This window comes from Herminiimonas arsenitoxidans, assembly GCF_900130075.1.
GTDB classification, from domain to species: Bacteria; Pseudomonadota; Gammaproteobacteria; order Burkholderiales; family Burkholderiaceae_D; genus Oxalicibacterium; species Oxalicibacterium arsenitoxidans.
On the sequence record NZ_LT671418.1, the window covers coordinates 3,521,315 to 3,545,582 of the forward strand.

The 24,268-nt window shown below is 52.2% G+C and carries 28 protein-coding genes; 17 read left to right on the forward strand and 11 right to left on the reverse strand.

The features are described 5' to 3' along the window. Positions 1-21 precede the first annotated feature (21 nt). Positions 22-1,215, forward strand: a complete 1,194-nt coding sequence (locus BQ6873_RS16590; protein WP_076593649.1) for a DesA family fatty acid desaturase — start codon at positions 22-24, stop codon at positions 1,213-1,215. An 84-nt stretch (positions 1,216-1,299) separates the two neighbouring features. Here the strand turns inward: BQ6873_RS16590 and BQ6873_RS16595 are convergent, their stop codons facing one another. Further along, complete coding sequence (locus tag BQ6873_RS16595; protein ID WP_076593650.1) at positions 1,300-2,274, reverse strand: tripartite tricarboxylate transporter substrate binding protein; 975 nt, start codon at positions 2,272-2,274, stop codon at positions 1,300-1,302. A gap of 95 nt (positions 2,275-2,369) precedes the next feature. On the opposite strand from BQ6873_RS16595, the gene BQ6873_RS16600 reads away from it, so the two are divergent. After that, complete coding sequence (locus BQ6873_RS16600) at positions 2,370-3,296, forward strand: LysR family transcriptional regulator (RefSeq protein WP_076593651.1); 927 nt, start codon at positions 2,370-2,372, stop codon at positions 3,294-3,296. A gap of 192 nt (positions 3,297-3,488) precedes the next feature. On the opposite strand, the gene BQ6873_RS16605 is transcribed toward BQ6873_RS16600, so the two are convergent. The 4 genes from BQ6873_RS16605 to BQ6873_RS16620 form a co-directional block, all read right to left on the reverse strand. After that, positions 3,489-3,770 carry a hypothetical protein gene (locus BQ6873_RS16605; protein ID WP_076593652.1) on the reverse strand — a complete coding sequence of 94 codons (282 nt, stop codon included), beginning with the start codon at positions 3,768-3,770 and terminating at the stop codon, positions 3,489-3,491. Between the two features lie 9 nt (positions 3,771-3,779). Then, positions 3,780-4,361: a GNAT family N-acetyltransferase gene (locus BQ6873_RS16610; protein ID WP_076593653.1), complete on the reverse strand. Its 582-nt coding sequence runs from the start codon at positions 4,359-4,361 to the stop codon at positions 3,780-3,782. A 9-nt stretch (positions 4,362-4,370) separates the two neighbouring features. Further along, on the reverse strand, positions 4,371-4,841 hold the full coding sequence (locus BQ6873_RS16615) for an NUDIX hydrolase (protein WP_076593654.1): 471 nt from the start codon (positions 4,839-4,841) through the stop codon (positions 4,371-4,373). Between the two features lie 173 nt (positions 4,842-5,014). After that, complete coding sequence (locus BQ6873_RS16620; protein WP_076593655.1) at positions 5,015-5,683, reverse strand: GntR family transcriptional regulator; 669 nt, start codon at positions 5,681-5,683, stop codon at positions 5,015-5,017. A gap of 154 nt (positions 5,684-5,837) precedes the next feature. Between BQ6873_RS16620 and BQ6873_RS16625 the strand changes: the two genes are divergently transcribed. From BQ6873_RS16625 to BQ6873_RS16670, 10 genes are read left to right on the forward strand one after another with little or no spacing between them, the layout of a single operon-like run. Next, the gene (locus tag BQ6873_RS16625; protein ID WP_076593656.1) at positions 5,838-6,854 is read left to right on the forward strand and encodes a TRAP transporter substrate-binding protein; all 1,017 of its coding nucleotides are present in this window, start codon (positions 5,838-5,840) and stop codon (positions 6,852-6,854) included. After that, entirely contained in the window at positions 6,851-7,405 is a 555-nt protein-coding gene (locus BQ6873_RS16630; protein WP_076593657.1) for a TRAP transporter small permease, read from the forward strand. Before BQ6873_RS16625 ends, BQ6873_RS16630 begins: the two co-directional genes overlap by 4 nt. Further along, a complete protein-coding gene (locus BQ6873_RS16635; RefSeq protein WP_076593658.1) occupies positions 7,402-8,751 on the forward strand; it encodes a TRAP transporter large permease in 1,350 nt (449 codons plus the stop codon). The genes BQ6873_RS16630 and BQ6873_RS16635 overlap by 4 nt, the downstream gene beginning before the upstream one ends. Then, entirely contained in the window at positions 8,752-10,419 is a 1,668-nt protein-coding gene (mdcA, locus tag BQ6873_RS16640; protein WP_076593659.1) for a malonate decarboxylase subunit alpha, read from the forward strand. A gap of 9 nt (positions 10,420-10,428) precedes the next feature. Next, positions 10,429-10,743, forward strand: a complete 315-nt coding sequence (gene mdcC / locus BQ6873_RS16645) for a malonate decarboxylase acyl carrier protein (protein ID WP_076593660.1) — start codon at positions 10,429-10,431, stop codon at positions 10,741-10,743. Then, a complete protein-coding gene (locus BQ6873_RS16650) occupies positions 10,740-11,648 on the forward strand; it encodes a biotin-independent malonate decarboxylase subunit beta (RefSeq protein ID WP_407928068.1) in 909 nt (302 codons plus the stop codon). Before mdcC ends, BQ6873_RS16650 begins: the two co-directional genes overlap by 4 nt. Further along, complete coding sequence (locus tag BQ6873_RS16655) at positions 11,648-12,364, forward strand: biotin-independent malonate decarboxylase subunit gamma (RefSeq protein WP_076593661.1); 717 nt, start codon at positions 11,648-11,650, stop codon at positions 12,362-12,364. Before BQ6873_RS16650 ends, BQ6873_RS16655 begins: the two co-directional genes overlap by 1 nt. Next, a complete protein-coding gene (mdcG, locus tag BQ6873_RS16660) occupies positions 12,348-13,019 on the forward strand; it encodes a malonate decarboxylase holo-[acyl-carrier-protein] synthase (RefSeq protein ID WP_076593662.1) in 672 nt (223 codons plus the stop codon). Before BQ6873_RS16655 ends, mdcG begins: the two co-directional genes overlap by 17 nt. Then, positions 13,016-13,918, forward strand: coding sequence for a triphosphoribosyl-dephospho-CoA synthase MdcB (gene mdcB / locus BQ6873_RS16665; protein ID WP_076593663.1), 903 nt, complete (start codon positions 13,016-13,018; stop codon positions 13,916-13,918). The genes mdcG and mdcB overlap by 4 nt, the downstream gene beginning before the upstream one ends. 16 nt (positions 13,919-13,934) lie before the next feature. After that, positions 13,935-14,882, forward strand: a complete 948-nt coding sequence (locus BQ6873_RS16670) for an ACP S-malonyltransferase (RefSeq protein WP_076593664.1) — start codon at positions 13,935-13,937, stop codon at positions 14,880-14,882. A 109-nt stretch (positions 14,883-14,991) separates the two neighbouring features. On the opposite strand, the gene BQ6873_RS16675 is transcribed toward BQ6873_RS16670, so the two are convergent. The 6 genes from BQ6873_RS16675 to radC form a co-directional block, all read right to left on the reverse strand. Then, positions 14,992-15,708 carry an MgtC/SapB family protein gene (locus BQ6873_RS16675; protein ID WP_076593665.1) on the reverse strand — a complete coding sequence of 239 codons (717 nt, stop codon included), beginning with the start codon at positions 15,706-15,708 and terminating at the stop codon, positions 14,992-14,994. A gap of 112 nt (positions 15,709-15,820) precedes the next feature. After that, entirely contained in the window at positions 15,821-16,561 is a 741-nt protein-coding gene (locus BQ6873_RS16680) for a hypothetical protein (protein ID WP_197685181.1), read from the reverse strand. Positions 16,562-17,082: 521 nt separating this feature from the next. Further along, positions 17,083-17,745: a 5,6-dimethylbenzimidazole synthase gene (gene bluB / locus BQ6873_RS16685; protein WP_076593666.1), complete on the reverse strand. Its 663-nt coding sequence runs from the start codon at positions 17,743-17,745 to the stop codon at positions 17,083-17,085. A gap of 141 nt (positions 17,746-17,886) precedes the next feature. Continuing rightward, entirely contained in the window at positions 17,887-18,054 is a 168-nt protein-coding gene (gene rpmG, locus BQ6873_RS16690) for a 50S ribosomal protein L33 (RefSeq protein WP_012080405.1), read from the reverse strand. Positions 18,055-18,076: 22 nt separating this feature from the next. Beyond that, the gene (gene rpmB, locus BQ6873_RS16695) at positions 18,077-18,313 is read right to left on the reverse strand and encodes a 50S ribosomal protein L28 (protein ID WP_011871857.1); all 237 of its coding nucleotides are present in this window, start codon (positions 18,311-18,313) and stop codon (positions 18,077-18,079) included. Between the two features lie 236 nt (positions 18,314-18,549). Further along, positions 18,550-19,224, reverse strand: coding sequence for a RadC family protein (gene radC, locus BQ6873_RS16700; protein WP_076593667.1), 675 nt, complete (start codon positions 19,222-19,224; stop codon positions 18,550-18,552). Between the two features lie 124 nt (positions 19,225-19,348). Between radC and BQ6873_RS16705 the strand changes: the two genes are divergently transcribed. The 5 genes from BQ6873_RS16705 (at position 19,349) to BQ6873_RS16730 (ending at position 24,134) form a co-directional block, all read left to right on the forward strand. Next, positions 19,349-19,804, forward strand: coding sequence for an FKBP-type peptidyl-prolyl cis-trans isomerase (locus BQ6873_RS16705; RefSeq protein WP_076593668.1), 456 nt, complete (start codon positions 19,349-19,351; stop codon positions 19,802-19,804). Positions 19,805-19,908: 104 nt separating this feature from the next. Further along, a complete protein-coding gene (gene ispH, locus BQ6873_RS16710) occupies positions 19,909-20,838 on the forward strand; it encodes a 4-hydroxy-3-methylbut-2-enyl diphosphate reductase (RefSeq protein WP_076593669.1) in 930 nt (309 codons plus the stop codon). A 362-nt stretch (positions 20,839-21,200) separates the two neighbouring features. Next, positions 21,201-22,130, forward strand: coding sequence for a branched-chain amino acid ABC transporter permease (locus tag BQ6873_RS16720; RefSeq protein WP_076593671.1), 930 nt, complete (start codon positions 21,201-21,203; stop codon positions 22,128-22,130). 9 nt (positions 22,131-22,139) lie between these two features. Next, entirely contained in the window at positions 22,140-23,354 is a 1,215-nt protein-coding gene (locus BQ6873_RS16725) for an ABC transporter permease subunit (RefSeq protein WP_076593672.1), read from the forward strand. Between the two features lie 9 nt (positions 23,355-23,363). Continuing rightward, positions 23,364-24,134: an ABC transporter ATP-binding protein gene (locus BQ6873_RS16730; protein ID WP_076593673.1), complete on the forward strand. Its 771-nt coding sequence runs from the start codon at positions 23,364-23,366 to the stop codon at positions 24,132-24,134. The last annotated feature ends 134 nt before the right edge of the window (positions 24,135-24,268 follow it).

The following is a 24,268-nucleotide window of genomic DNA, read 5'->3' on the forward strand; positions in this document are numbered from 1 at the left end:
GGCATTCATAATGGAGCCACAATGATTGACGCAGTACTTGATTTTTTATCGAACGGCCTGACCCGCGCTAGCGGTTGGGAAGTATTCTTTTACGCGCTCGCCGTGACACACATCACGATTGCGGCCGTCACGATCTATTTGCATCGTTCCGCGACACATCGCGGCTTGGATTTACATCCTATCCCTAGTCATTTTTTCCGTTTCTGGTTGTGGATGACCACTGGTATGGTCACCAAGGAATGGGTTGCGATACACCGCAAACATCACGCTAAATGCGAAACCGAAGAAGATCCGCATAGCCCGGTAACCCGCGGCATCAAAAAAGTGTTTTTCGAAGGTGCAGAGTTGTATCGTACCGAATCGAAAAACATGGAAACCATGGAAAAGTACGGTTACGGTACACCGGACGACTGGATGGAGCGCAATGTTTACACGCGCCACAGCGCGCTCGGTATCGTGCTGATGCTGTTCATCAACGTTGCACTGTTCGGTGTGATCGGTATCTCGGTATGGGCATTGCAAATGGCCTGGATTCCTATTACTGCTGCCGGCATCATCAACGGCATTGGTCACTACTGGGGTTACCGCAATTACGAATGCAGCGATGCAGCAACCAATATCTTCCCTATCGGTATCCTGATCGGTGGCGAAGAGCTGCACAATAATCACCACACGTTTGGCACATCGGCCAAGCTGTCGTCGAAGTGGTATGAGTTCGATATCGGCTGGATGTATATCCGCATACTGGAAACAGTCGGTCTGGCCAAGGTGAAGAAGGTTGCGCCTGAGCCAAAATTCGACCATGGCAAATTGCATCTCGATTTCGACACACTGCAATCAGTGATCGCGAATCGTTATGATGTGACGGCGAAATATGCGAAGTCACTGAAAAAGACCTGGCACGATGAAATCGAACATCTGAAAGAAAAAGCGCAACTGGAATCAGGCTTCCTGCGTTCAGTCAAAAAACTCTTGCATCGCGAACCAGCCAAGCTGGAAGCGCCGCATAAAGAGCAATTGACGGAATTGTTTGCACACAGCAAAGCACTGAAAACCATGCATGAAATGCGTGTTGAACTTGGTGCGATCTGGGAGCGTTCACACGCTAGTCGTGATCAGTTGCTGCATCAGTTGCAAGACTGGTGTGCACGTGCAGAAGCGTCTGGCATTACTGCGCTGCGTGATTTCTCATTGCGCCTGCGTAGTTACGCTTAAGCATTCAAGTTTGTAATAAAAAAGCCCGGTTTCCCGGGCTTTTTTATTGTGCTGCGATATTGCGCTCACATATCGCAAACCTGCTTATTCAGCAGTGATACCTTTGTCTTTGACCAACTTGGCCCAACTGCTCAACTCTTTTGTTAGCTTGGCCTGTGCTTGCGCTGGTGTCGATGGTGCAGGGTCAAAACCTTCCTTGATCATGCGATCTTTCAATGCCGGTGTATTCAAAGCCTTGACCAGCGATGCATTTAATTTATCGATCAAAGGCTTGGGTGTTGCTGCCGGTGCAAAGACGATGAACCAGGTTTCAAAGCTGTAATTCGGCAGGCCGGATTCAGCAATGGTCGGAACGTTAGGCATCAACGGAGAACGATTAGGTCCGGTCACGCCGATCGCAATCAATTTACCTGCATTCACATGCGGTGCAGCTGCGGACAATACCGGGAAGCTCATATCGACTTGACCAGCAATGGTGTCGATCAAAGCCGGGCCACCGCCTTTGTACGGTACGTGCATGATGTCGACATCGGCCACCGCTTTGAACAGTTCAGCCGACATGTGGAAAGTGCTACCGGCACCGGCTGAGCCGTAGTTGTATTTGCCTGGATTCGCTTTTGCCTTGGCTAATAGTTCCTTGGTCGTGTGCGCCGGGAATTTGGTATTGACGACCAATACGTGCTGCGAGGTTGCGACCATGCTGATAGGCGCCAAGTCCTTCAGCGTGTCGTACGGCATCTTGGGAAAAATCGAAGGATTGATCGCCAGCGATACCGTTTGCAATCCGATGGTGTAGCCGTCTGGCTCTGCCTTGGCGACCACATCCACGCCGAGGTTGCCACCGGCACCTGCACGGTTTTCTATGTAGAAGCTGCCACCCAGTGCTTTGCCCCATTCGTCGGCAATACGGCGCGCAACGATATCAGCGCTGCCGGCTGGTGCGTAGGGCACAATCAGACGCACAGGACGCGAAGGGTAGCTGTCTGCGATGGCCGACGATACGGCGCACAGGCAGAACGGAAGGAGTGCAGCCGCAAGTATGGATGATCGTCGTTTCATGTTTGTCTCCGATTTTTTATGAAGGCTCATCATATTCGTAATCTACTGCCATATAATTTCCATCCATACAATTCATTCAGTCGTATAAGGAAATAATGGAAGCTATCTCCGATCTGGCTTTTTTCTCCCTGATCATGAAAAGAGGGAGTCTGGTGGCTGCTGCCCAGGAGCTGGGCGTTACGCCGCCTTCAGTCAGCAAGCGTCTGGCAGCACTGGAGGCGCGCCTGCGTGTGCGCCTCTTGAATCGCACCACGCGACGTATCAGCTTGACGCCGGAAGGGGAAACCTATCTGGCAGAAGGTGTGCGCATCATCAGCGATATGGAAGCGCTGGAGCAAAAGATATCGGGTGGCAACATCATTCCTAAAGGTTTGCTGAAGATCAGCGCTACTTTCGGTTTTGGGCGGCGTCACATCACGCCGCAGCTATCCTTGTTCGCGCGTGAATATCCAGAAGTCGAAGTGCAATTGCATCTGACTGACAGGCCCATCAATCTGGTGGAGCAGGGTTTCGATGCAGTCATCCGCTTTGGTGAAATTCCCGATGCGCGGCTCACGGCGCGCAAGATAGCCGATAACCGTCGGCTGGTATGTGCGTCACCCGCTTATCTGAAACAGCACGGCATACCGACGGCACCAAGAGATTTGCAAAGGCATAGCTGCATCTTGCTGCGCGAAAGCGACGAGATCTACGGTAGCTGGCATTTCCGTTCTGGCGCGCGGCAAGAGACGGTCAAGGTGCGTGGACCGCTGAGTGCCAACGATGGCGAGTGCGCCATTGCATGGGCGCTCGATGGACACGGCATCATCTTGCGCTCGGAATGGGACGTCGCGCCGTTCTTGCGCTCAGGTCGTTTGCGCGTGTTGCTGGAAGAGTGGGAGTTGCCACCGGCCGATGTGTATATCGTCTTCCCTACCAAGAATAATTTATCGGCGAAGACGCGAGCCTTGGTTGATTTCATGGTGAGCGCATTTGCATTGCATCGTGCGGAAAAAGGAAAGACGCCAGCGGTTAATTGGTAGCGTGTTATCAGTAGTGCTGGTTGAGGCGACTGTGAATAACTCATAAAGTTATCCCCGGTTTTTGTGCACAGGCTTGTGGATAACATCAGAGCAAGTGACTTATGTCCTTGATCAATAAGGGAATTAAATTTCTGCTCAAACTGAGTCAATGTGCACGTCTGTAGCGCGTAGTTCTTGCGCGCTTTTGGATATTCAGGTGGATGATTTTGGGCTGGGTTGTGGCTTTACCCATTCGATTAACCATCCTGTAGGCGCAATCCATGCTGGCAAGTTTGTATCCTTGCTGCCGATCACGTTTGCCTGCAGCACGATCTTGAACGCATCCATGTCTGCAATTTCTCCAATGGCTGGGTTCTCGCAGGATGTCTGAAACAGTTGAAAAGTTTTTTGGCATTCATCGACCGAACCTATCTTGATCAGATCGCCTATGCCGCCTTTTTGTTTGTCCGCTTCCCATGCAAATAATGCGTACATATCGTGCCTTTATTTCTTCCCAAGCTGCGTTGCCGGATTGTGGATGTCGTCAGTAAAGCTGGTTTGCATGACGATAGCATCTGCATCGTGTGCTGCAATGGCGGCGAAAAAATCCTTCAAGCGAGTTACTTCCGTGTAGCTGCTGTCTTGATAAATCTTGTACGCGCCTGACCATTCTGCGCTGAGTAGCAAAATCGATCCCCTTAGATGTGGCAGGCGTGTTCGCAGCATAGCTATCGATTGTTGAAAGAATCGTTTGCCCAAACCTGAGCCGCGATATTCGGGCGAGACCGTCATCGATGAGATGTAAAGCGACTTGCCATCGGCATGATGCGTATCTTTGATGTCATGTCCGAGCGCGAAGGCGGAGACATCAAGAGCCTCGCTGCTTTCCCATAGTTCGGAACAGAGATAGCCAATCGCATCGTCAGCATCGTTTGCCAGCACCAGAAAACCTGCAGGGAAATGGCGCATGCGCTCCAGCATGACGCTCTTGCTTTCCTGAATATTTTTGTGGAAGCCACAGTCTTCCAGCGCCATGATTCTGTCTATTTCGTCAGGCCGTGCGGAGCGAACGTTCAAATTATGCATATCGTATTGTTAGAGGGCGGAAGGCTCTGATGTGTGTAATGCGCTGGCTTCCAGCATCGCTATCAGATCTTCCGGCCATACTTGTTCTGTGGTCTGTTCCAGTTCTGTGCGCGACCACCAGCGGTGAGCGGTCATGCATTCCACTTCGCTTGCGGTCCAGCCACTTTTAGATAATTGCGTGTCGGCGACGCGGATGCGGAAGTAGCGCTCATCTTCGTTGACGTATTCGCCATTCGGCAATTGCAGTATCAATTGGCGTTGTGCGATTTGCGGGCCGACGTTATTTACCTTGATGCCGGTTTCTTCCCAGAGTTCTCTGACGGCAGCGGCTTCAAATGTTTCATCGCCTTCCACACCACCGCCCGGCGTTGCCCAATAGCTTTTGCCGGCCAGCGCGCCTGTGCGATGTTCGAAGTAGAACAGCAAGAGCTTGTCTTGCGGGTCGGTAATCAATAGGCGTGAGGCTGGTCGTTGGCGCACGGTTTCCCTGGTCGTAAAAATTGAATGTTCAGTCAATTGAGGTGTGGAGCAGCGCAAGTCTGTTCGTGCTGCGAGCTGACGATCAAGGCAGCTTGATCAGCGTGATATCTCATGCTCGATCACGCGTCGCATGATCGTCCAGCATGAGAGTGTAATCCAGTCGAAGTTTTGTTTCAGTATCTGCTGGCCAGTGCCGCCAGCGAGGCAACCAGATCGCTGAAGCGCTGCCCTTGAATCATGATGTGCTGACGCAGCAGTTCGGCGGCACGTTCACCTTTGCCTTCGATGATGGCGTTGACTACGGCATCGTGTTCATCGAACGATACTTTCAGGCGGTCGCGTACGCGTAGTTGCAGGCGGCGATACGGACGCAGACGGCGTTGCAGGATGCGCGCTTGCTCGGCAAGAAAAGTGTTGTGGCTGCTGGTATAGATCTGTTCGTGGAATTCTTCGTTTTTGTAGAAGTAAACATCGGTATCGGTGCTGTCGCGTGCTTCCTTACAGGCCAGATGTTTTGCCATCAGTACGGCGTGTTCTTCCAGACTCATGCGGCGCGCAGCTAGGCGGGCGCACATCGCCTCCAGCTCAGCCATGACTTCAAACATTTCTATTAATTGCTGTGGACCGATTTCGGCCACGATGGCGCTGCGTCTTGGGCGCATCACGATGATGCCCATGGATGCCAACTGGATCAGGGCTTCCCGGATAGGTGTGCGCGATACGCCGAATTTTTCGGCCAGCACCGTTTCATCGAGAGCTTGTCCAGGGCCGAGTTTGCCTACTGCAATCATCTCTTCGATCTGTTCACGCAGGGTTTCAGATCTATTTTGTGAGGTGTCCATATTCTTTACTGTCTATCCAGTGAAATAGTTGTTGTATCAGCAATTGTACTGAATTGCGCTTGACAATGTATGCATACTATAAGACCTTGTATACAAAAATGGCCTATAAAAAGCAAGAAGTAGAAAACATTTCTATTCTAACTAGGAGAGAGACATGACTTCGCAGAAACGTAGAACGATTTTGGGCGCACTGGCAACAACACCTTTGTGGGGCAGCGCTGCATGGGCACAAACCACGACCTTGAAGATTTCCCACCAATTCCCTGGCGGGACTATCAATGAAGGCGATTTTCGTGATCGTCTGGTACGCGTGTTTGCTGAAGAAGTCGGTAAGCGTAGCAAAGGTGGCCTCAAGTTTGAGATTTATCCAGGTTCATCGCTGATGAAGACCAACGCGCAATTCTCCGCGATGCGCAAAGGTGCGCTGGATATGTCGCTGGTACCGCTGAACTATGCCGGCGGTGAAGTACCGGAAACCAATATCGGTTTGATGCCTGGTTTGGTGACGTCTTACCAGCAAGGTTCAGCCTGGAAAAATGCCGAAGTCGGTAAAGAGCTGTCGCGCATACTGGCTGAGAAGGGCATCGTCATCGTCAGCTGGATCTGGCAAGCCGGTGGCGTCGCTTCGCGCGGCAAGCCTATCGTCGAGCCGGGTGATGCCAAAGGCATGAAGGTGCGCGGCGGTTCGCGTGAAATGGATTTGATCCTGAAAGAAGCGGGCGCTGCCGTAGTCACGCTGCCTTCGAATGAAATTTACGCGGCGATGCAAACCGGCGCGATGGATGCTGCGATGACGTCGTCGACTTCGTTCATCTCCTTCCGTCTGGAAGAAGTGGCGAAGAGCCTGACGACTGGTCGCGACAAAGCTTACTGGTACATGTTTGAGCCGCTGATGATGTCCAAGGTTGTGTTTGATCGCCTGAGCAAGGAACAACAAGACATCATCATGGGCGTTGGTGCTGACATGGAGAAATTCGCTCTGAAATCAGCGCAGACGGATGACGTGCTAGTGGCTGCGGTCTATCAGAAAGCTGGCGCCAAGGTAGTCGATTTAAGTGCGGCGACCGTCAAGAAATGGCAAGACATTGCACGCGTGACAGCCTGGAAGGACTACGCTGCGAAGAATGCCAATTGCGCCAATCTGTTGAAACTGGCGGAGAAGCTTTTGTGAGCCATGGGTTTGAAATGAAGCCGGCGGCCAAGCCGCCGGTTCCCGCTAACGCAACGCTCGCTGCCGTCGCCAGATTGCTTGATAAGTACAACAAGCTGGCGGTGTTTCTCGGCATGATCGCCTTGCTCCTGACTTCATGCATTCTGACCTACTCGGTGGTGGTGCGTTATTTCTTCCACCATCCTACTGATTGGCAGGATGAAGCATCGGTTTTCATGCTGGTTGGGGTCATCTTTCTCTGCTCGGCGTATGTGCAGTCGTTGCGCGGTCATATCGGGATTGAAGCGCTGGCCAGCTTGTTGTCGCCAACTGCCAACCGTATTCGCATGTTCATCGTCGATGTCGTGTCATTCGCTTTTTGCGCATTCTTCGCGTGGAAATCCTGGACCCTGTTTCATGAAGCCTGGGTCGATGGGCAAACGACGTCGTCGACTTTTGCACCGCCATTGTGGATACCGTATTCGATGATGGCTGTGGGCATGAGCATGTTGACTCTGCAATTACTGGTACAGGTATTGACCCGTATTACTGGTACCAAGGAAGCTGTATGACACCTCTTACTCTCGGTGCCTTGTACGGCATCATTACCATTGCTGTGATGTGTTCCGGCATGCCTATCGCATTTGCGCTCGGTGTGGTGGCGACTGGTTTCATGTATTTTTTCATGCCGGAATCGTCGCTCGATACGGTGACGCAAAACGTGTATGAAGAAATTGCTTCCATCACTTTGTTATCGATCCCGCTGTTTATTCTAAAAGGCGCAGCGATAGGCAAGTCGCCGGCCGGTAAGGATTTGTACTCGGCCATTCATGCCTGGCTCAATCGTGTACCTGGCGGCCTCGGTATCGCTAACGTGTTTGCTTGCGCATTGTTTGCAGCGATGGCTGGTTCATCTCCTGCGACCTGTTCGGCGATCGGCTCTGCCGGCATTCCGGAAATGCGTAGACGTGGTTATTCGCCTGGTTTCGCTGCCGGTATCATTGCAGCAGGTGGCACGCTCGGCATTTTGCTGCCGCCATCCATCACGATGATCTTGTACGCAGTCGCCGCTGAGCAATCGTTGGGACGCTTGTTCTTGGCCGGCATCGGTCCTGGCGTGTTGCTGGTATTGCTGTTTGCCAGTTATGCGGTTTATCGGGCACGCAAGGAATACAAGATGGCGCATGCAATCTACCAAAGCGGCGGTGAGAAATCTGCGTATTTGGACGATGAGCATTTCACTCTGGCGCAAAAGGTAGAAATGCTGCCGCGCGTGTTGCCATTCCTGATCTTGCTGATCGGTGTGATGGTGGCTTTGTATGGCGGCTTTGCAACGCCGTCTGAAACAGCCGGACTGGGTGCTTTGCTGGCGATTGTTTTGATCGCAATTGTCTACAAGATTTACAAGCCGCGTGATCTGGCCCCGTTCCTGAACTCGACGATTAAAGAGTCGGGCATGTTGCTGCTGATTATCGGCATGTCTCTGCTGTACTCCTATGTGATGAGCTATCTGTACATCAGTCAGTCGGCGGCGCAATGGGTGGTCGACATGCATTTGTCGAAATGGTTGCTGTTGTCGGTGATCTTGCTGATGGTAATCGTGCTCGGATTTTTCCTGCCGCCGGTATCCATCATTTTGATGACTGCACCTATTATCTTGCCTCCACTCAGAGAAGCTGGTTTCGATCTGATCTGGTTCGGCATCGTGATGACGGTGGTCATGGAGATGGGATTGATCCATCCACCGGTGGGACTCAATTTGTTTGTCATCAAGAATATTGCGCCCGATATTGCTTTATCGGATGTGATCAAGGGAACGATACCGTTCCTGGCCTTGATGTTTTTGGCCGTCATATTGCTGTGCCTGTTCCCAGGTATCGCGACGGGTTTGCCTGATATGTTAATGGGAGCAAAGTAAATGCTAGGTAGTGAGCGTGAGTGGAATCATCAGCAGAAAAACCGCGATGCGCGTTTGGCGCGTGCCGCGGCTACGTTGGGGACTGCACTCAGTGGCAAGTTGGTAGCAGCGGAACGCATGACGGATTTGTTTCATAGCGTGATCGAATCGGGAGATCGCGTCTGCCTCGAAGGTAATAATCAGAAGCAGGCCGATTTTCTTGCGGGTGCCTTGTGCCAACTCGATCCGGCACGCGTGCATGATTTGCACATGTTGCTATCGGTACTTGCTTTGCCTGAGCATCTGGATTTGTTCGACAAGGGCATAGCGTCCAAGCTGGATTTTTCCTTCTCTGGTCCACAGGGTGCGCAGCTGGCGCGATTGGTTGCGGCTGGCAAGATCAATATAGGTGCGATACATACTTATCTTGAATTGTTTGGTCGTTACTTCATCGATCTGACGCCGCGCGTGGCCTTGGTTGCTGCGCAGGCTGCAGATAGGCACGGCAATTTGTACACTGGACCGAACACCGAAGACACGCCAGCCATCGTAGAGGCGACAGCCTTCAAGAATGGTATCGTCATCGCGCAGGTCAATGAAATTGTGGACGTGCTGCCACGCGTTGATATTCCAGCAGACTGGGTTGATTTTGTGGTGCAGGCACCGACGCCGCATTACATCGAACCTTTGTTCACGCGCGATCCTGCATTGATTTCTGAGGTGCAGGTATTGATGGCGATGATGGCGATCAAGGGCATCTATGCAGAGTATGGCGTCGAGCGTATCAATCACGGTATTGGTTTTGATACTGCGGCGATTGAATTGATATTGCCGACCTATGCTGAATCACTGGGATTGAAAGGGAAGATAGGCCGTCATTGGGCTTTGAATCCACATCCTGCATTGATACCTGCGATCGAAGCAGGCTTTGTCGAATCGGTGCATTCCTTTGGCTCCGAGCTGGGTATGGAACGTTACATCGAATCGCGTCCGGATGTATTTTTTGTCGGTCGTGATGGCTCTATGCGCAGCAATCGTGCGATGTGTCAGGTAGCTGGGCATTACGCCTGCGATATGTTTATCGGTTCGACCTTGCAGATCGACTTGCAGGGCAATTCATCGACTGCGACCTTGGGACGCATTGCCGGTTTTGGCGGCGCGCCGAATATGGGTTCCGATGCGCGCGGACGACGCCATTCCAGTCCAGCCTGGTTAAAAGCTGGACAGCAGGCACAACAAGGCAAGAAAAAAATGCCGCGTGGTCAGAAGCTGGTGGTGCAAATTGTGGAGACTTTCCGCGAGCACATGCAGCCGGCTTTTGTGGAAGAGCTGGATGCATGGCAATTGGCTGAGCAAGCCAAACTGGATATCCCTCCCGTCATGATCTACGGCGACGATGTAACGCACATCTTGACCGAAGAAGGGATCGCCAATCTGCTTCTGTGCCGTACTGAAGAAGAACGTGAGCAAGCGATACGCGGCGTTGCCGGCTATACGCCAGTCGGTATGGCGCGTGATCGCAAGATGGTGGAGAACCTGCGCGATCGCGGCATCATTCTGCGTGCAGAAGATATGGGCATCGATAAACGCATGGCGACGCGTGATTTATTGGCAGCAAAAAATATGAAAGATCTGGTACGTGCTTCCGGCGGATTGTATGCGCCGCCCAAGCGTTTCAGAAACTGGTAAGGCTGGATTATGGAAACCTTGAATTTTCGTTTTGAAAACGGCAGCAAGCGACTTGCCTTGCCTGCCAATATGGTCGGTGTCGTCAGCTCTGGCAATCTCGAAGTCTTGATCGAGTCCGTCGAGTTGAATGGCGGCTGCGAAGTCGAAGTAAAAACTGCTGCAGTCGGCTTCGGCGCGATCTGGCAAGCAGTCATCTCCGATTTTCATCAGCGCTGGTCGCTGAAAAATGTACGCATCCTGATTAATGATGCGGGCGCAACACCTGCGGTCGTCAGCTTGCGTCTGGATCAGGCGGTGGAGTCAGTGACGGGAGCGACAGCATGAGTAGCAACATAAGCAGCTATCTCGAAGCCAATGCGCGCCAACGTATCCACGCCTTGCTGGATGCTGGATCGTTTGAAGAATTTCTACCGCCCACCTTACGCATCGTCAGTCCGCATCTGGCGCAACTCGACACGCCAGCTTCATTTGATGATGGCGTGGTTATTGGTCGCGGCACATTGCTGGGCAAAAATGTATTGGCCGCCGCGCAAGAAGGCGGCTTCATGGGCGGCGCAGTCGGCGAGGTGCATGGCGCCAAGCTGGTCGGTTTATTGAAGCGCGCCATTGTTGATCGTGTGGATGGCGTGGTGCTGATGCTGGAAACCGGCGGTGTGCGCTTGCATGAAGCGAACGCAGGTTTGATCGCCGTATCAGAAGTGATGCGTGCCGTACTCGATACGCGTGCAGCGAATATCCCTGTCATCGTTCTGGTTGGCGGTGCCAATGGCTGTTTCGGCGGCATGGGCATCGTGGCTTGCTGCGCGAATGAAATATTGATGTCAGAAGAAGGTCGACTCGCCATGTCGGGGCCGGAAGTGATAGAGACGACACACGGCGTAGAGGAATTCGATTCGCGCGATCGTGCATTGGTATGGCGCACGACAGGTGGCAAGCATCGTTATTTACTGCGCGATTGCAATGTCGTTCTACCTGACGATATTAATGCCTTCCGCCAAGCTGCGTCTGATGCCGTGGCACGTTACAAACATGAGTCTGCCGAGCTGACGCTGGATGCGCTGGAATCTGAGCATGCTCTGCTGGATCAGCGTTTGAAAGATTTTGGTGATTACTCCGAGCCTATGGATATCTGGTCGAAGTTGGGTATCGCCGAACCCGATGTGCTGCCTATGCTGGATGCTGATGCTTTTATGCAGCGCGTCGGTTCTTGCCGTGCGGGAGAACAATAATGGAATGGCAGACATTGGCATCACAGTTATTCCCGCAAGGGCATGACATCGTTGAAAAAGATTATTTTTTGCGCGGCACAGCGACGATTGGCGATCAAACTATCGCCGTTATCGGCACGACCGGCCATACGCCTATAGGTGTGGAAATCGCGTTGGCGCAAGCGAATGCGATTCTCGATACGATGCGTAACTTCCCGGGTCGCCCTTTGGTCATTCTGGTCGATACACAAGGTCAACGTTTGCGTTACCGCGACGAGATGTTGGGCATCAATCGCTATATGGCGCATTTAGGTAAATGCATCGATGTGGCGCGTCGTCGTGGCCATGCCGTGATTGGTCTGGTCTACGATCAGGCGCTGTCAGGCGGCTTCATCACCAGCGGTTTGATGGCTGATGCTTGTTATGCGTTGCCCGAGGCAGAAATCCGCGTGATGGGATTGCCAGCTATGGCGCGCATTACCAAAGTGCCGGAAGAGAAGCTGATAGAGCTTGCGAAATCCAATCCGGTCTTTGCTCCGGGGGCAGAGAATTATCTGAATATGGGTGGCGTCGAGGAAATCTGGCGAGGCGATTTGGCATCCTGTCTGTCCCGCGCTTTGCAACAAGCAGACAGTATCGATCACCGCAGTGCACGCGGATTGGAAAGAGGCGGGCGCAAAATGTCCTTGCCGGTTACCCAGGCTGTGTTGGGGACGCGTGATGTTTTACCGTCATAACAGGATTTGGCTAACGGCTAGAGGATGGGAAGGTGTATCTGCAACGGTAGCGTTGGCACATGCGCAAGAATTGGCGCGCTGGGCTGACCACAACTGGCCGCTTATTGTGCGCAGGAGCGAATACAACTTGCTGCCCAATACGATAGGACTCGGCTTGGCGCTGCCGCCGGATCCACACACAGGTGTGAAGACGCGGATTCCCTTGTCGGTAGATCTGGATGACATTGCACGTCATGAAGCGCCTCTCGCCCTTGCTGCTGCAAAATCGGCCTTGCCATTGGTGTGGCAGGCTGCATTTTCTGAGTTGTCCGATGAAGCCTGCAATAGGCAACTGGAGTTCCGTGTCTATGGCTCGCTCGCCTTGCAGGCTGTAACAGGCTTGCCTTATCTCACGGCCGCTTCCGATATCGACGTACTGTTTTATCCGCACACGCATGCGCAACTGCAGCAGGGCTTGGATCTTTTGTGCTCGTATGCCAAACAATTGCCGCTGGATGGCGAAATTGTTTTTCCATCGGGACGGGCAGTGGCATGGAAGGAATGGGTAGATGCCATCGATCATCCGCACAATGTACGCGTACTGGCAAAGAGCATGTCGGTGCTGAATTTGATAGACCTTGCAAGCTTGCTGTCTGAGCTGGAAGAGTTATCGTGAAACAGTTAGCGCGTGCTGTGCACCTTTCATCAAGCGATGCCGAAGACAGCGATCGTGTCGCTGCATCTTTGCGGACTTTCTGTTTGCGCACCGCCATTTTCGCGATTCGAAGTCTGCATGCAGAACTTGTTCTATATCCCAAGCCAGGATTGGTGTCACCGATAGACAATGGTAGCCACACGGATATGGATGTGGATACATTCATGCGCAGCCTCTTTTCTTTGCGCCATTATTTTATTCAAATCACCCATGCAGGCGCACAAGCTGTACCGTTCAACGTATTAAAAGAATTTGGCGTACAAGCGGAAAGACGCATGCTGGTGGCAACCGGTGGCATCAATACACATCGCGGCGCTATTTTTCCGCTGGGTTTGCTCTGCGCTGCGGCAGGTTATTGTCATGCACACGCCTTGCCTTTATCGGCGATTCGTCAGGTACTCATGCAGCAGTGGGGTGAGGACTTGGCAGCACATGCGATGCCATCGGTAGCTGGCTTATCCAATGGAATACGTGTTGCGCATCTGTATGCAGTCGGTGGCGCGCGGGCAGAAGGTGCGCAGGGATTTCCTGCTGTGTTTGAAATCGGTGTGCCGCAATTGCAGCAGTCGTTGGCAAATGGTAGTACGGCATGCGATGCGCAGACCGATGCGCTCTTCAGCTTGATGGCGCAGATGACGGATACAAATATCTATCACCGTGGTGGATCAGATGGCGCCATGCTGGTTCAACAGAGCGCGCAACGATTCATACAGTTAGGCGGAACCACGCATCCGGATTGGCGCAATACGGCACTGGAATACCATCACTTATTCGTGAGAGAAAATTTGTCGCCGGGCGGGGCAGCAGATATGCTGTCAGCCAGCTGGTTCGTGTACCAACTCACGCAAGTAGTCGTATAAGTTTTACAGGATAGTAATGATGAATCGCGTTGCCATTTTATGTTCCGGGCAGGCAGGCCAACATGCCGGCATGTTCGACCTTGTGCGCGAAGATGCCGACGCCAGTCAGTTGCTGGACGCGTGGCCGCTAGAAGAACTATGCGGCCATCCCTTATCGGAAATCTTATCCGACGAACGCTTGCTGTTTTCCAATCCGATTGCACAACCTTTGGTCGTCGCGGCGATATTGGCAACGTGGGTAGCGGTAAGGAAAATCATTCCCAAGCCCGTGGTGGTTGCCGGTTATAGCATAGGCGAGTTGGCATCTTGGTCGGTCGCAGGTGCACTTGCTGCGGAAGAGACGATCAGACTAGCCGCATTGCGAGCGAAGTTGCTGCAAGCATGCATCACGCCGGATCAGCCGCAACAGATGATGGCTATTTCCCTCTCGCAATCCTTGATCCAAATGGCTGACATTCAGCCTGTGCTGAGGGCACACGGTTTTTATATTGCGATTGAAGTCGATGAGGATTCCGTGATTGCAGGCGGATTACTTAATCAGGCTGATGCGTTGGAGGCAGCGATTACTGCCGCTGGTGGCAAGGTCACGCGTCTACCGATAGAGATCGCTTCGCATACACCGTGGATGCAGACTGCGGTCAGTCCGTTCGAGCAGGCAGTCGTCGCTAGCAATATCAAGACACCATCCTTCCCCGTACTGGCTGGCATCTCAGGTGCGCGCCTGCATGACAAGGATGCTGCCGCGCCCATGCTGTCGCGTCAGTTGGCAGAGCCTATACGTTGGCAGGCAGTGATGGATGGTTTGAATGAAGCAGGGGTAACGATGGCGATTGAACTCGGCCCCGGTGCTGCTTTAGCCAAAATGTTGAAGACGCGTCATCCGCATATCCAATGCCGCTCCATCGCAGAATTTAAATCATTGGCTGGCGTGAAGAAATGGGTAGCGCAATATACGGATGTATAAAGTGCGTTGAATTGATGTGCTTTGCTTGATTGCTATCGTTTGCGTCGATGCTGGAGCATGACTCGGATCAAGACTGACCCGAGTATGCACCACAAAATGTAATGAGTTATCACTCAGTAGTACTAGGGCTCCAAAACGCTTGGCTGACCATAACCGAAGCCGAGAGTCTTTGTACCAATGCATCCAGCTCATCGCCATCTACCGACGTGGCGGCCAGTGTTGCTTCTATCTCTACATCTTCTTCACCAAAGGCATGAATATCCAGATCACGCGTTGGATAGTTGCCACGCTCCAGTTCTGCTTCCAGCATGGCCAGCACTTCCTTCTGCCGTTCACGGCTCGCGATGACATAGACAGTGTTGGTCACTTCAGCCGATGAGACATCGAGTGGTTTGCGATTGATCGCATTGACGATAGGGCGTAGCAAGGTGTTTGCAGCCAGTACGAAGATGGTGCCCAATATCGCTTCAAGAATCAGATCAGCACCGGCTGCCGCACCCACTGCGGCTGATCCCCATAACGTTGCAGCAGTGTTGATGCCGCGCACATTGCCTTCTTCTCGCATGATGACGCCGGCACCTAAAAAGCCGATGCCTGAAACTACGTAAGCCACTACATGGACTGCGCCGTCATGCCCGCCGAGCCGATTGGCCATATCGACAAACATGGCCGCACCTATCGCCACTAAAACATTGGTACGCAAGCCGGCGGTGCGTTGCCGGTATTGCCGCTCAAAACCGATGAGTCCACCCAGCACGAAGGCGGTGGTGAGACTCAACAGTGTGTCGAGCAGGGAAATCAGATTGACGTTGTGGATTGCTTCCATATTGTTCTCCAGTACGGTCTGCGCCGATCACCCTGTCGGAGGGAGATTACGCAGACGATAAATATTCGGGGTCGGGCATCGTTTTATTTCGAGTTGTGATCGGGCTTGTGCATTACGGCAAGAAGGGCAGCGATAGCAAACGCAAACCGATGGAAAACCATCGTTGGCTCGTACTGCTGCCGAACTGGTTGCCGTATGTGGTATCGATCTGAATGCGGTTGGGCACGATCCAGTGGCGCAATCCCATTTGGTAAGAAGGCTTGCCTTGGTTTTGGCCAAAGGTTTCGGCTATCAGCCAGGTACGCTCAGTCAATTGTGTTTCGGAACCCAAGCCCCACGTGAGACGATCGCGTTTGCTTTCCTGCTCGCGCAGCCAGCCGGTGTTGGTGTGTAGTACAAACTTGTCGTCATTGAAGGAAAAGCTGAGCGGCACATTGGCATACACATCACTTCCGTTACCTGATTGTGGATGACGATCAATTCCGACGGTGAGAGCCGCGCCCCAACCGTTGGTTTCCAATGGTTTGAGCAGAGTCTTGCCTTGCAATATCTGATCCGAAGTGAAAGTGCCTGCAGCATCATCGTGCGTACGGCTACCACCCATGGTCACTTCAAGATTGCCGCTAAAGTTACAGGCAGGCATGGCCCAATATTCTGTGCTGCCGCGGTTCATCTTGACCCAGCTTTCAAGCTGGCATGACTTGTCATCTACGATGCGTGCATCGTCAGTAATCATGGGTCGTGCCGCATGCGCAGAAGTCGCAAGCGCCCACAAGAGCAAGCTCAGTACTACGCTCAGTGGTGGAAAGGCCGCGCCAAAACGGCCAGGATATTGAAAACGAGTCATACGCATGGTGATCCTCCTCAGTGGTGAAAAGAGGCGGAGTCTTTGCGCAAGCACAGTCTGACCGACGCAGCGTATGGATACGGCGCGTACAGTTTGACCAGCATGCCAAAACGGCATGCGTTGTTCACGATCAAGCGATCCTTACAAGGATGGCAGATCAGTCATAGTCTAAAGAGAAGTAAGACGTTTCCAGAATAGGAACGTATGGGAACGTCGCCTCTCGCATACAGCGAGATAGCGACAGGGAGCCTGCGCGTTATCTCGCCGAGATTTTGCCGGTTTCCTGAACCGGCCAACTACTATCACTCGAACAAGTGCCCACAAGGGTCTCCGCAATGTTTAAAACGGGCAGATTGTACAACGTCAAATTGCGTTGATGGGAAAAGTTTTATTCGCAATTCGCAATCTTTGCTTTTAATTAACGCAATGAAATGTGGCGTCAATTTTGCAAGATGGTGGAGTGCCAGTTTTGATATGGACGATCAATTGATGGTGAGAGTGACGTCATGTATGTGATGCGAGATCGATTAGTCTGGGTGTGGCGATTGCGTGTTCCATGAATTTTCAAAACAGATATCGCTGATCGCCTTTCTCTTATCCCACGCTTCGAGTTCCAGCATAGGTGCTGGATAGAATTCGTTGACATGGCCCAGGCACAAAATAGCGATAGGTTGGCTGCCACTAGGCATTTGGCATAGTTCGCGTAATGTTTCGGGATTGAATAGTGAGACCCAGCCTAGACCGACACCTTCGGCTCTGGCCGCCAGCCACATATTCTGTATCGCGCAGCTGGCAGAGGCCAAGTCCATTTTCGGCATGGTGCGTCGGCCAAAAATATACTTTTCTCTGTGGTCGATTAAGCCGACAACCAGCACTTCCGCGCAGGAGAGTATGCCTTCTACTTTAAGCCGCATGAATTCATTTGAGCGTTGCTCAAGTGCGTCAGCAGTTGCAATACGTTCTTCTTCAACATGCTGTTGTATGGCGATGCGTAATGCGCTATCCGTGATGCGTATGAATCGCCAAGGTTGCATCAGGCCTACGCTGGGGGCCATATGTGCAGCGCGTATGAAGCGCTCTAGCTGGCCTTCTTCAAGTGGCGTCGAGAGAAAGTGACGCATGTCGCGCCGTTCGCGTATCGCCTTATAGACGGATGCGATTTCTTCATCTGAGAACTTGTTTGGATTCATATTTTCTTGAGGACACTTGAGTTGTTGCTTGTACCTAGTCTACAAGGTGGCGCTGCTTCAGTCAGGCTACTCTGTCATTAAAACGCCAGGAATAAAAAAGCCGCTTCAATGAAGCGGCTTTTCTGCGAAACAAAAGATCGATTACTTGATCTTGGTTTCTTTGTATTCAACGTGCTTACGGACTTTAGGATCAAATTTCATGATCGCCATTTTTTCCGGAGTCGTACGCTTGTTTTTTGTAGTCGTGTAGAAGTGACCCGTACCTGCGGTCGATTCCAACTTGATTTTGTCGCGGCCAGATTTCGCCATGATGATTCCTTTATTCTGCTAGTTAGACTTTTTCGCCACGAGCACGCATATCGACTAACACGGCATCAATGCCGATCTTGTCGATGACACGCAGACCGGCGTTGGACAGGCGCAGGGAAACCCAGCGATTTTCCGACTCAACGAAAATGCGGCGATTTTGCAAGTTAGGCAAAAAACGACGTTTCGTTTTGTTGTTTGCATGGGAAACGTTGTTGCCAACCATCGGCCCTTTCCCAGTGACTTGGCAGACACGTGCCATAAATGTGCTCCTAAAAGAATTTCCGAAATTGGAAAAAAAGTGAGTATATCTAAAAAATCGCGATTATTCAATGACTTGCGTAAATTAATTGTGTCTTCGTGTATTTCATTAATTTAACAATTTGAATGCGTAATGTAACAATGCTGAATAAGGACTGTCGCCTAGAGTGAGGGCGAGCGATCAGCGGGTTTGCCCTGATGGTTTGCTTCTACCGGGGCAGGTGACATCTTGAATATCTACAGCTGACCGTGTTCTGCAAATGAATGCACATGTTTGCCGGCGACGACAAAGTGATCAAGCACGCGTACATCAACCAGAGCGAGTGCTTGTTTCAGAGCTAGGGTGAGCGTCTCATCGGCGGGGCTGGGTTCTGGCGTGCCGGAAGGGTGGTTGTGCGCGAGGATGATGCTGGCAGCGTTATGCGCAAGTGCCGCCTTGACAACTTCTCTGGGGTAAACCGAGGTGTGTGTCAGTGTGCCTCGGAATAATTCCTCGCAGGTGATCAGGCGATTCTTTACATCGAGGAACAGGACGGCGAACGATTCGTACGCTCTGCCGCCCAGTAATAGTTGCAGATATTGCCTGACTGCTTGCGGCGAACTGAGTGCAACGCCGTTTTGTAGTTCTTCTGATAGTGAGCGTTTAGCCAACTCAAGCACGGCTTGCAGTTGTGCATATTTGGCAGGGCCGAGGCCATTCATTTCCGAGAAGTCGCTGAGGCTGGCTGAGAACAAGCCGTTGAGTGAACCAAAGTGCGTCACCATGTCGCGCCCCAGATCGACGGCGCTTTTGCCTGCCACGCCTACACGGAGGAAGACGGCCAGTAACTCCGCGTCCGATAGTATCGCTGCGCCGTGTTTGATTAAACGCTCGCGTGGCCGGTGCTCTTCCGGCCAGTCTGTAATCGCCATATTTCCCCTTGATATAAGAAAGAAAATCGAAAGAAGATCGCTTTGTGCTGCTGTTTTAATTATCGGAAGGCTGGAATGCGCTAGGTGGCTTAAAATAGCGGCTGTCGTGCAACCCGGAATTTTAATGTCAAATTTACCACATCCTGTTGTTACCGAAACCGCCTACCTGACGCTGCATTACCGTCTCGCAGCGATGGATGGCGAAGATATCGTCAGCACCTTTGCGGATAATCCCGCCACGCTGCAATTGGGCCAAGGCCAATTGGCACCGTTTCTGGAAGCTTGTTTGATCGGTTTGGAAGAAGGCGTGCACCAGACGTTTGAATTGCCACCAGAGCGCGCATTCGGTCCGCGCAATCCGGAATTGCTGCAGCGCTTGTCGGTTTCTGTGCTGGATCAGAATTCTGTGCCGGGCGACGATTATTCGATTGGTGACTTGGTGAAGTTTGCCGCACCTAGCGGAGGTCAGTTTGCCGGCGTCTTGCGTGAGATCGATGCTGAAACCGCCTTGTTCGATTTCAATCATCCGCTGGCAGGTCAATCACTGAAATTTGAAGTGAAGATTATCGGCATACTGTAATGAGTCAATTGCAGTCAGCTCAGTGAGCCTATAAGGCTCCGATACAGAAACACATTTTTAACCAGACCTTGTATGTGCAAGTTCTGGAGTAGCCAAGGATAAAGATGGATACCGAAATTTTACTTGCCCAGCCGCGTGGTTTTTGTGCCGGCGTTGATCGTGCGATTGAAATCGTTGAGCGTGCCTTGACCGAATTCGGTGCGCCGATTTATGTGCGCCACGAGATTGTGCATAACGCCTATGTCGTGACCGATTTGCGCAATAAAGGCGCGATCTTCATAGAAGAACTGGACGATGTGCCTGCTGGTAATACCGTTGTGTTTTCTGCGCATGGCGTATCGAAGGCGGTGCAGGCAGAAGCTGAAAAGCGTGGCTTGCGCGTGTTCGATGCAACATGCCCGCTCGTCACCAAAGTACATATCGAAGTAGAGAAGATGCGTCGCGATGGCCGTGAAATCGTCATGATCGGTCATGATGGTCATCCGGAAGTTGAAGGCACGATGGGGCAGATCGAAGATGGCATGCACCTGGTCGAAACCGTTGACGATGTCGAGAAGTTGCAAGTACAGAATCCGGATATGGTGTCGTATGTAACGCAGACCACACTGTCCATCGACGATACGGCCGACGTGATCGCGGCATTAAAAGCCAAGTACCCGCATATCTCAGAACCGAAAAAAGCAGACATTTGCTACGCCACCACCAATCGCCAGGAAGCCGTCAAGTTCATGGCACCGCAAGTTGATCTGGTGATCGTGGTCGGTAGCCCGAACAGTTCCAATTCCAACCGCTTGCGCGAAGTCGCAGAGAAAAGAGGCGTGCCAGCCTATATGGTCGACTATGCTGAGCAAATCAATCCGGAGTGGTTAGCGGGCAAGCGTCGTATCGGCGTGACGGCTGGCGCTTCTGCACCGGAAGTATTGGTGCAAGCCGTGATCGATAGACTCAAGGAGTGTGGCGCGAAGAGCGTACGCACACTGGAAGGTGTGGAAGAACATGTGATCTTCCCGTTGCCGAAAGGTTTGAAGCGCTAACAGTGAGGTCTGCATGATGCAAAGCTTATGCAGACAAATTGGATAGCGTTTGTGGTGCATTCGGTATAATCGCCGCCAGCTTCCTCATCGTTGCAGATATTGATAGGCTGCAACGATTTTATTGTGAGACGAACTGGAGACAACAGCATGATTCCATCCTGGATTACACCGATTCTGGCGGTAGGCATTCGTCTTGCTGAATAAATAGAATTACCCCTCGCGGCACTCTTGAGATTAATCAGGGTGCCGTTTTTGTTATCTGGAACGATTATTGCCATACTTGTGCATGACGCTGTCGGCAAGTGTTCCGATTCCTGGCAACAAAATCACTGGATACGATCCTCTAAGAGAGTTGGCAAACTATGGATATTTTCATCCAGCAAATCATTAACGGCTTGGTGCTTGGCAGCATGTATGCGCTGGTCGCACTTGGCTACACGATGGTGTATGGCGTACTGAACCTGATTAACTTTGCACATGGCGATGTATTGATGGTCGGTGCAATGGCAGGCTTGACCATACTCAAAATGGTGAATACCGTTGCGCCCGATTTGCCCGGTATCGTCAAGTTGATCATCGCGATCCTCGGTGCGATTCCAGTGTGCGTGGCCGTGAACGTGTTGATCGAACGCGTCGCCTATCGTCGCTTGCGCAATGCACCGCGTCTGGCGCCGCTGATTACTGCGATCGGTGTTTCCATCCTGCTGCAAACCTTCGCCATGATGATCTGGGGCCGCAGCCCGATTCCATTCCCGCAAGTGATGCCGACGGATCCTTTGCACATCATGGGTGCATTGATTTCGCCTACGCAAGTGATGCTGTTGATACTTGCGACCGTCGCGATGGGACTGCTGGTGTTGCTGATTGAAAAAACCAAGATGGGACGTGCGATGCGCGCCACTTCCGAGAATCCGCGTGTGGCAGGTTTGATGGGTGTCGATTCCAATCGCGTGATTGTGATGACGTTTGTGATCGGTGCGATATTGGCAGCGATAGCCGGCGTGATGTGGGCTGCCAATTATTCATCAGCGCAATTTGCGATGGGCTTTGTGCCTGGACTGAAAGCGTTTTCCGCTGCGGTATTGGGCGGCATCGGCAATATCTACGGTGCGATGCTGGGCGGCATTCTGCTTGGTTTGATTGAAAGCCTGGGTGCGGGTTACATCGGTGATCTGACTGGCGGCTTCCTTGGTAGTCATTATCAAGACATCTTTGCCTTCGTCGTCTTGATCATCGTCCTCACGCTACGACCGTCCGGCATCATGGGCGAACGTGTGCCTGATCGTGCGTAAGGGGAAATCATGTCCAATTATTTCGATACCAAAAACAATCCGCGCAAGGCCTATACCGGCTTGCTGGTCATACTGGCGATTGCGCTGATCTTTCCCTTCATTGCGCAGAACTTCGGTAACTCATGGGTGCGCATCATGGACTTTGCGCTGCTCTACATCATGCTGGCGCTGGGTTTGAACGTGGTGGTTGGTTTTGCCGGTTTGCTTGATCTTGGCTATATCGCTTTCTATGCAATTGGCGCGTATCTGACGGCGCTGTTGGCATCGCCACAATTTGCAGTGGTGCTCGAATCTTTCGTCAATCAATATCCGCCTATAGGCGAAGCATTGCTGTGGGTCTTTGGTCCGGAGATTGCGCAAAATGGTATTCATCTATCACTGTGGGCGATCGTGCCGCTGGCAGCTTTGGTGGCTGGTTTCTTCGGTGCTGTACTGGGCGCGCCTACGCTCAAACTGCGCGGCGATTATCTGGCCATTGTCACATTGGGCTTCGGCGAGATCATCCGCATCTTCATGAACAATCTGAACGGCCCGGTCAATATCACCAATGGTCCGCAAGGGATCAATATGATCGATCCGATACGCATCTTTGGCGTATCGCTCAATGGTGAAGCAGGGTCGCGGGCGACGGTCATGATCGGCGATTACGCAATGCCGTCGGTGAATGCCTATTACTTTCTGTTTTTGTTTCTGTGCATCGCGATTATTTTCATCTCGGTGCGTTTGCAGAATTCGCGCTTGGGGCGCGCTTTCGTTGCGATACGTGAAGATGAAATCGCAGCCAAGGCGATGGGCATCAATACGCGCAACGTCAAATTGCTGGCGTTTGCGATGGGCGCATCGTTCGGCGGTGTAGCCGGTGCGATGTTCGCTTCCTTCCAGGGTTTTGTATCACCGGAATCTTTCTCGTTGACGGAGTCGATAGCCGTGCTGGCGATGGTGGTGTTGGGCGGCATGGGACATATTCCCGGCGTGGTACTCGGCGGTATTATTCTCGCGGCCTTGCCGGAAGTCTTGCGTCATGTGGTGGAACCTTTGCAGCAGAGTCTGTTCGGCGAAGTCCTAATTGATGCGGAAGTCTTGCGTCAGTTGCTGTACGGGCTGGCGATGGTGTTGATCATGCTGAATCGTCCTGCCGGTTTGTGGCCTGCGCCCAAGAGCGAAGACAGGCCGACTGCGGATACGGATACCGCCAAGAAATCGACTGACGTTGTCGCTGTATAAGAGGATGACATGAGCGAACAAATCATTCTCAATATTGCCGATGTCAGCAAGCGCTTTGGCGGCTTGCAGGCTTTGTCCGACGTCAACGTCAAAATCATGAAGGGCCAGATCTACGGTTTGATCGGGCCGAACGGCGCAGGTAAAACGACCTTCTTCAATGTAATCACTGGTTTGTATCAGGCTGACAAAGGAAGTTTCGAGTTAGCCGGCAAACCGTATTCGCCTTCTGCGCCGCACATGGTAGCGAAGGCGGGCATTGCACGCACGTTTCAAAATATTCGTTTATTCGGCGAAATGACGGCGCTGGAAAACGTCATGATCGGGCGCCATGTGCGTACGCATCAAGGTTTGTTCGGGGCTGTGTTTCATCACAAGGCGGCGCGCCGGGAAGAGGCGGAAATACGCGCACGTTCCATGGAGCTGCTCGACTTCGTCGGTATCGCACAGTTTGCGGATCGCACCGCGCGCCACTTATCGTATGGTGATCAACGTCGATTGGAAATTGCGCGCGCATTGGCAACCGATCCGCAGTTACTCGCACTGGATGAACCCGCAGCTGGTATGAACGCGACGGAAAAACTCGGCCTGCGCGAATTGCTGGTCAAGATCAAGGCGGAAGGTAAAACCATTTTGTTGATTGAACATGATGTGAAATTGGTGATGGGTTTGTGTGATCGCATCACGGTGCTGGATTACGGCAAGCCGATAGCTGAGGGCATTCCTGCTGATGTGCAAAAAAATCCGGCAGTGATTGAAGCCTATCTCGGAGGCGGACACTAATGCATACCTTGTTCACCTACTGCGCAGACGCAGACCGACACTGCGATGCTCACCGTACCTTTGTACGGCTGCGCTTCTCCTGCCGACCTGCACCTGCTCGCGACGGCGCTCAAGGCATGCAAGACTCACAGAAT